Source organism: Streptomyces sp. 7R007, from assembly GCF_054850255.1.
In genome coordinates, this window is sequence record NZ_JBTWMV010000117.1 from 1 (window position 1) to 6518 (window position 6518).

Here is a 6518-nt window from a genome sequence, read left to right on the forward strand (position 1 = left end):
TACGTGTCACACCCAGCGTCCTACCAGGCCCCACCCCCGCACGGGACCAGAACCCGAGAACGATCACGACCTCACACAGGCCCTAGCTGGCCTACGGCCCGCCCCGGTGAGTCGGCCCAACGGCGCGGTGGGAGTGCAGCGCCTGCGGTCTGGGCTGCGTTCCTTCGTGTGGGAGTACCACCGGTGAGGAGGGTGCGGCTCAGCACACGAAAGCAATCTACTCAGCAGAATAGAATTCCGTCTAGCGGACAACGCGCCTACGGGGACTGGAGCAGACTCGTCCATCGCAGCGCCGATGCGGCAGCGCATAGAGTGGCCGTTCCACGCCGTCGGCAGGCAGCGGCTTGGTTTGACTGCTCCCGTTCGCTGTGCGCGTGCGCATGGTCGTCAGTGACGACCTGACAGACACACACCCATGCTGATGAGGTGAGCCGCGGCCGAGGACTGGCCGCAGATCTGTCCGTTCTGGCACAAGATCGTCGGCGTCGCCGAGACCTATAGGCGGCCCGGCGGCTCGGGGCCAACGCCGGCTTCATGGTCGCCTCCGACCGCACGTGACGACCGGAACATCGTCGCGTCGTCATCGAAGCCACGAAGTCGAGGTCGGCCAGGGCACCGAGGTCGGCCTCGTGCAGATGCCCGTTGATGTGGTCGTGGCGGGCGGGGGTGATCTCGCCGGGGCGGGCGGAGGAGATCCGGATCAGGTTTCGAGGGCGGCCGCATCATCAACGTCCACGCGTTGATCGCGGTCGGCGTCAACGCGGACGGGATCTGTGAGAGTCCAGGGTCTGTTGTGAGTGCCGAGCTGCAGGTGCACCCTGTGGATGAAGTCCCGGTAGTCGCTCCAGGCGAAGGTCTTCGGCTCGCCCCCTGGCCGTGATGGCCTTACAGCTTGGAGAACATCCGCGGCCGGTGACCGGCCTTGAAACACACCGCAGGCGTCAACCCGCCCCCTTGTGTGTGCCGCATGAGGCCGTCATACCGCAGGGATCACGACCGGTCACCACAGGCCGGGCTGGGTACCGGCCGCACCGGGCCCACTGTGGATGCGCTTCCGCCAAGGGGTTTGAGGCCGGGGCGGGTACGGCGTGGATCGCGGCACGGCGGTTGACGGGGCTCGACCGGTGCCCTGGGAGGGGCGTACCTCCTACGCAGGTGCAGGTGACGGACCGGTCGGTGCGCCGGTGGAGTGCCAGGAAGAACTTGCAGCGCATGCTTGCGTCAATCCCCCTGGCAGAGGACGAGCGGGCCGCCGTCGACGACGGCCATGACGCCAATGACGCGCGACTCGACCCACTCACCGACACCCCCACGCCCGCGGGGCCCACGCCACGCGAACCGGGTCTCCCCGCCACCGCCACCATGCTGCCCATCGGGAAAGTCCGCCAGGGTAACGGCAGTCAACCCTGCCTTGTCCTCCCTGCCGACGTGGATTCCGTTTCCCATCCGTATAGGGAATCAGCGGGCTGAGTGTCCAGGGGGTCCGAAGTGGTTCGGCTGGAACCGACCTGTAGTTCTGCTCCGGCCCGTGGTTACCGTCCTGTTGTTTCCCTGTACACGCATTTTTGGGACAAGGGGGATGCCCATGAGATCCATAAGTTCCATCAGAAAACGGCGAATATGCGTCGGGTTACTGTCCGCCCTGGCGATGTGGACCTCCGCCACTACCGCGTCAGCATCGACCGTCCCCTCGGAGGGTACCAGCGTGGCGCCGGCACACGGACGGCTGCTGGATGTCATCGACGTGCCAAGCGCCCTGGACCCGAGCACAGCCAAGGCGGTCAAGGGAGGTGAGGAACAGAAGGCGTTCAGCCCGGACACCAGCAACGGCGGCGGCAATGGCGGGACGTGCGCCGCTGCCGCCAAACACGCCCGGGAGGGCACGACGTACGGCTGCCTGGGTGCACCGGCCTCGCGCTTGAGGGCGGGAACCGGCAGCGATGCGACGAAGAACGATGAGGTGTCAGCGAACACGGCTACCTGCTCGACTGAAGTCGGGGTCTACACCTACGACCGGTTCAGCTCCTGCCTCGGAAACGGGCAAGTCACCTACACGCTGTACGAAGTCGTGGACGGCGTACCGGAGGTCATCGGTACGGCGTTGCTCAAAGTGACCGCGACCATGCAGCTGAACCAGACCAGCGCGGCCTGGCAGGAGGCGCTCAGCGTCACCATGGAATCGGCCTCGGCCACCATTCCGAGCCTGAATGTGTCCCTGACAGCCGCCTGCGCGGCGCCTTGCACAGCCAGTGACCCGACCCCCTGGGCGGGCGCACCCTCCATGGTGACAGGGTCGGCACTCTCCGGATCGGTGGGCTTCGCCGACGCACCCGCGGCGGGCCTGTCCGACTCGTTCAAGACGTCGTACACGATGGTCGTCACCCAACCGGGCGTCACACCGACCGACCCGGAGGTCAACTGGACCCACCCGGTGAACATCCGATGCGACAACGCTGTCGGCGCCTACCCCGGTTGCGTGTTCCCGTCCGCACAGGCCGACCTGGTATTGCCCATCAGCCAGTACGACGCCGCCGCCGTCACGTACTACTGGGCGCAGATCGCCCTGCCCGACAGCTGGGGCGACGGGACTCCCCTGCGGCGGCTGGCCAGTGCGAGCGCCGCGGAGAGCAACCGCCGTGCCACCTGTGAGGACGGCACGTTCGTGCCCTTCGACGACGACGTAGTTGAGGACGACTCCTGTGACGAGTTCCCCTTCGCGGGCACGGTCGAGGGAGGTACGGTAGGGGCGCTCTGCGCGGACATCGTGCCGCTGTTCGAGGACGGACAGTGGTACATCTACGAGGCCAGCGCCTCCAAGCCGGTCACCTACCAGGAGCCGTGCGTACGTGGGCATGTGCCACTCACCTTCAACTCGGCTGCGGGCGGAAAGTACGGCAGCTTCGTCCAGACCGACCGCGTCCTGGACTCCGAGAGTTTCAGCGTGACCATCACCGACTAAAACCAGCTGCCGCACAGCGCCACAACGGCCGTGCCCCGCGCGCCTGGTTGCACGGGGCACGGCCCTGGACGGACGAGGAGAGCCACCATGGATCTGGGATCCAGCCCGTGGGAGTGGGCCACGGACAGCCGGTGTCCGACGTTCTGCCTGACGTTCACCCGGAGCACCACACCCGATGCCGTCCTGGGCGCCTACGGCGTGGCCCCGGGCCAGGCCACCGTCCGCACACAGGCGGAGAGTGGTGCGCTGCTGCCCCGTGGAGGCGGCGGGACCCTGCTGCGGGTGGGGGCACTGGCGAAAGACTGGATCTACTGTTACGAGAACCTGGAACCGGAGGGCCTCAAACCCACCGTTGTGGCCCGGCTGTCGCAGGGCACGGAAACCGTCCGCGTGTTCAAGGGCGGTGACGGGCTGTGCACCCTGGACCACTACCGCGACGGACGGCGTACGGAGAGCGTCGAACTGTCCACTACTCCCGTCGTACGCGGTGAAGGCCCCCACGCTTCCGCTCTGCGGCAGGCGCTCGATGCGCTCCCCGCCGCGGCGAGCTCCAGTGGCTCCTCGACTTCAGTCCTCCTCATCGGCTTGAACATCGTCGGTCGGTACGTCGGTGGTGTACTCGACGCCCAGACTCTGCAGGGACCTTTGCTGACAGCCTTCCTCCCCGACGCCGATCGCGCGCCGCTCCGCCCCGTACGCCGCCCGCCCACCGGGTCACCTTCGGAGGCTACGGCGCCGCCTACCGACGCCGCCGCGGCGAAGCCGGGACGGTCCCTGGGCGTTGTGCCGGCTGCCCCGAAGCGCCCGGGAGGCCATCCCGGCTGAAGCGCTCGCGGCGGCGGGTAATAGGACTACTGACGTTGTTGCCGTGATGTCGGCAAGGTGAGGCTAGTTTCGGCGAGGCATCCGTCGATGAGGTTGCTGCGGTACTGGATCTGGCGGAGACCGTGCCGAAGCGCGCTTATGAGGTGGTCGGGTTCGGTGAAGGCGGTGTTGGCCTGGCTGCTGCGTCGCAGTAGTGACCAGATGCCCTCGACGGGGTTGAGATCGGGTGCGTAAGACGGCAGGAAGTAACAGGTGATCCAGTCGTGGGTGGCGATGAACTCCCGCAGATGGCGGTCTTTGTGGACGTTCAGGTTGTCCCATACGAGCACCATCGGTGCGCCGAGTTGCTGGTGGGCGGCGATAAGCAGGTCGCGGTAGTCGGTCCAGGCGAAGCTGCGTCTGCCTCCCTGCCTGTGGTCGACGTGCCGTTTGGGCCGGTAGATCAGGCGTGAGCGTTCGCCCTTCTTGTAGCAGGCCAGAGCGGCGATGGAGAAGCGGCGCTGGGAGCGTCCCCGCACCCGGATGACGGGTGTGTGCCCGCGCCGGGACCAGGTGCGGGCGGTGGGCGGCGTCATCGAGAAGCCGGCTTCGTCTTCGAAGCAGAGCCAGGCCCCGAGCGCCGCCACGGCGTTTCCACCTGGGGCCATGTCTGCTTCACCCACCCGGTGACCACTTCCTCGTCCCGCTCGAGGGCGCGGCGGGCCGGGACCTGGTGACTGAAGCCGTGCCGGTGCAGCATCTGCGCGATGGCCGACAGCGTCATGCTTTTGTGGAACCGGCGCCCGATCAGCGTTTTGATCCGCGCCAGCGTCCAGGTCTGGTCCGGCCAGCCGTGCGCGACCGGCCCCTTGGCCAGCTCCTGCTCGAGAACCTCGAACAGTGCCTCACTCACCTTGGGCCTGGCTGCCTGCCCCTTCGACTCCAAGGCCGGCGTTCCGCCGTGCTCCCATGCCAGATGCCACCGCTGCACCGAGCGCACGCTGACTCGTAACTGCTTGGCGATGGCGGCGTTGTCGTGTCCCAGGGCGAATAACTCGGCTGCCTGCATCCGGATGTGCTCGCGAAACGTCCGTCGCTCCGCAGTCAGCCCGCCACCTTGCGGATACCTCATGTGACCGGACTACTGCGACAACCACGGCTTGTCGACCCAAACGACATCACGCCAGCAAGGTCAGTAACGGTTTCCAGACACCGGGAACCCCGCTTCTGCACGGGCAGACCCCGTCCAGGAGGCTCGGTGTAAGCGACCAGGTTCCCCCCCCGTTATGTTTTCCGCGGTCCTGCAACGGGGCCGCTGGCCTTCGGGCCCGGCATGGCTGTTCCCCCCTGTCGAACGGATGACCTGGGGGGTGGTGCCACCGGGCCCGGGAGGCGCCGTTGGAGACGCTGATGAGAGGTCCGACTACCGCCTGGCCAGGCGCAATGCCCGGCCCCTTGCGGGCGGCAGGTCTGCATAACGTGGATGCGCGCATACGACGCCAACGCCCTGGCCAGCACCGCACGAACCCTGCTCGGGAGGATGGGTTGGACGACATCGACGACGTGGGCGTCTTCCTCGGCCTGGACGTCGGCAAGAGCGCCCATCACGGGCACGGCCTCACCCCGGCCGGCAAGAAGGTCTTCGACAAGCAGCTGCCCAACAGCGAGCCGAAGCTGCGAGCTGTCTTCGACAAGCTGGCCGCGAAGTTCGGCACCATGCTGGTGATCGTGGACCAGCCCGCCTCGATCGGAGCCCTGCCCCTGACCGTCGCCCGGGACGCCGGCTGCAAGGTCGCCTACCTGCCCGGTCTGTCCATGCGAAGGATCGCCGACCTCTACCCGGGCGAGGCGAAGACCGACGCCCGCGACGCCGCGGTGATCGCGGACGCCGCCCGGACCATGCCGCACACCCTGCGCTCGTTGGAACTGACCGACGAGATCACCGCCGAATTGACCGTGCTGGTCGGCTTCGACCAGGACCTGGCGGCCGAGGCCACCCGCACCAGCAACCGGATACGCGGCCTGCTCACCCAGTTCCACCCCAGCCTGGAGCGCGTCCTTGGCCCGCGCCTGGACCACCCAGCGGTGACCTGGCTGCTGGAACGCTACGGATCCCCGGCCAGCTTGCGAAAGGCCGGTCGCCGCAAGCTCGTTGAGGTGATTCGGCCCAAGGCTCCACGCATGGCTGCCCGGCTGATCGACGAGGTCTTCGACGCGCTCGACGAGCAGACCGTCGTGGTCCCGGGCACCGGCACCCTCGACGTCGTGATCCCGTCCCTGGCCCGCTCGCTCGCGGCCGTCCACGAACAGCGCAGGGCCCTGGAAGCGCAGATCGGACAGCTGCTGGAGGCTCACCCTCTTTCCGCGGTCCTGACCTCGCTTCCGGGGGTCGCGGTCAGGACCGCCGCCACTCTGCTGGTCACCGTCGGCGACGGCACCAGCTTCCCCACCGCCGCCCACCTGGCCTCCTACGCCGGCCTCGCCCCGACGACCAAGTCGTCGGGGACCTCGATCCACGGCGAACACGCACCCAGAGGCGGCAACCGGCAGCTCAAACGCGCGATGTTCCTGTCCGCGTTCGCCGCCCTGCACGATCCCGCCTCCCGCACCTACTACGACAAATGCCGGGCCAGAGGAAAGACCCACACCCAGGCACTTCTCCGCCTGGCCCGCCAACGGATCAACGTCCTGTTCGCGATGCTCCGCGACGGCACCTTCTACGAGCCCAGAACCCCACGCCTCGCTTGACGAAAGA

4 protein-coding genes are annotated in these 6518 nt (G+C 67.6%); 3 read left to right on the plus strand and 1 reads right to left on the minus strand.

The window, feature by feature from the left end; all coding sequences use genetic code 11:
* Positions 1 to 1705: 1705 nt before the first annotated feature.
* The gene (locus ACYF6T_RS44115; protein WP_461703632.1) at positions 1706 to 2959 is read left to right on the plus strand and encodes a hypothetical protein; all 1254 of its coding nucleotides are present in this window, start codon (positions 1706 to 1708) and stop codon (positions 2957 to 2959) included.
* 87 nt (positions 2960 to 3046) lie between these two features.
* Entirely contained in the window at positions 3047 to 3784 is a 738-nt protein-coding gene (locus tag ACYF6T_RS44120; RefSeq protein WP_461703633.1) for a DUF6461 domain-containing protein, read from the plus strand.
* 26 nt (positions 3785 to 3810) lie between these two features.
* Here the strand turns inward: ACYF6T_RS44120 and ACYF6T_RS44125 are convergent.
* Positions 3811 to 4895, minus strand: a protein-coding gene (locus tag ACYF6T_RS44125) for an IS630 family transposase (RefSeq protein ID WP_461703634.1) whose coding sequence is annotated in 2 segments (ribosomal slippage) — positions 3811 to 4449 and positions 4452 to 4895 — 1083 coding nt in all. Because the reading frame shifts where the segments join, the coding sequence is not laid out codon by codon here.
* Positions 4896 to 5308: 413 nt separating this feature from the next.
* On the opposite strand from ACYF6T_RS44125, the gene ACYF6T_RS44130 reads away from it, so the two are divergent.
* The gene (locus ACYF6T_RS44130) at positions 5309 to 6511 is read left to right on the plus strand and encodes an IS110 family RNA-guided transposase (RefSeq protein WP_461703635.1); all 1203 of its coding nucleotides are present in this window, start codon (positions 5309 to 5311) and stop codon (positions 6509 to 6511) included.
* The last annotated feature ends 7 nt before the right edge of the window (positions 6512 to 6518 follow it).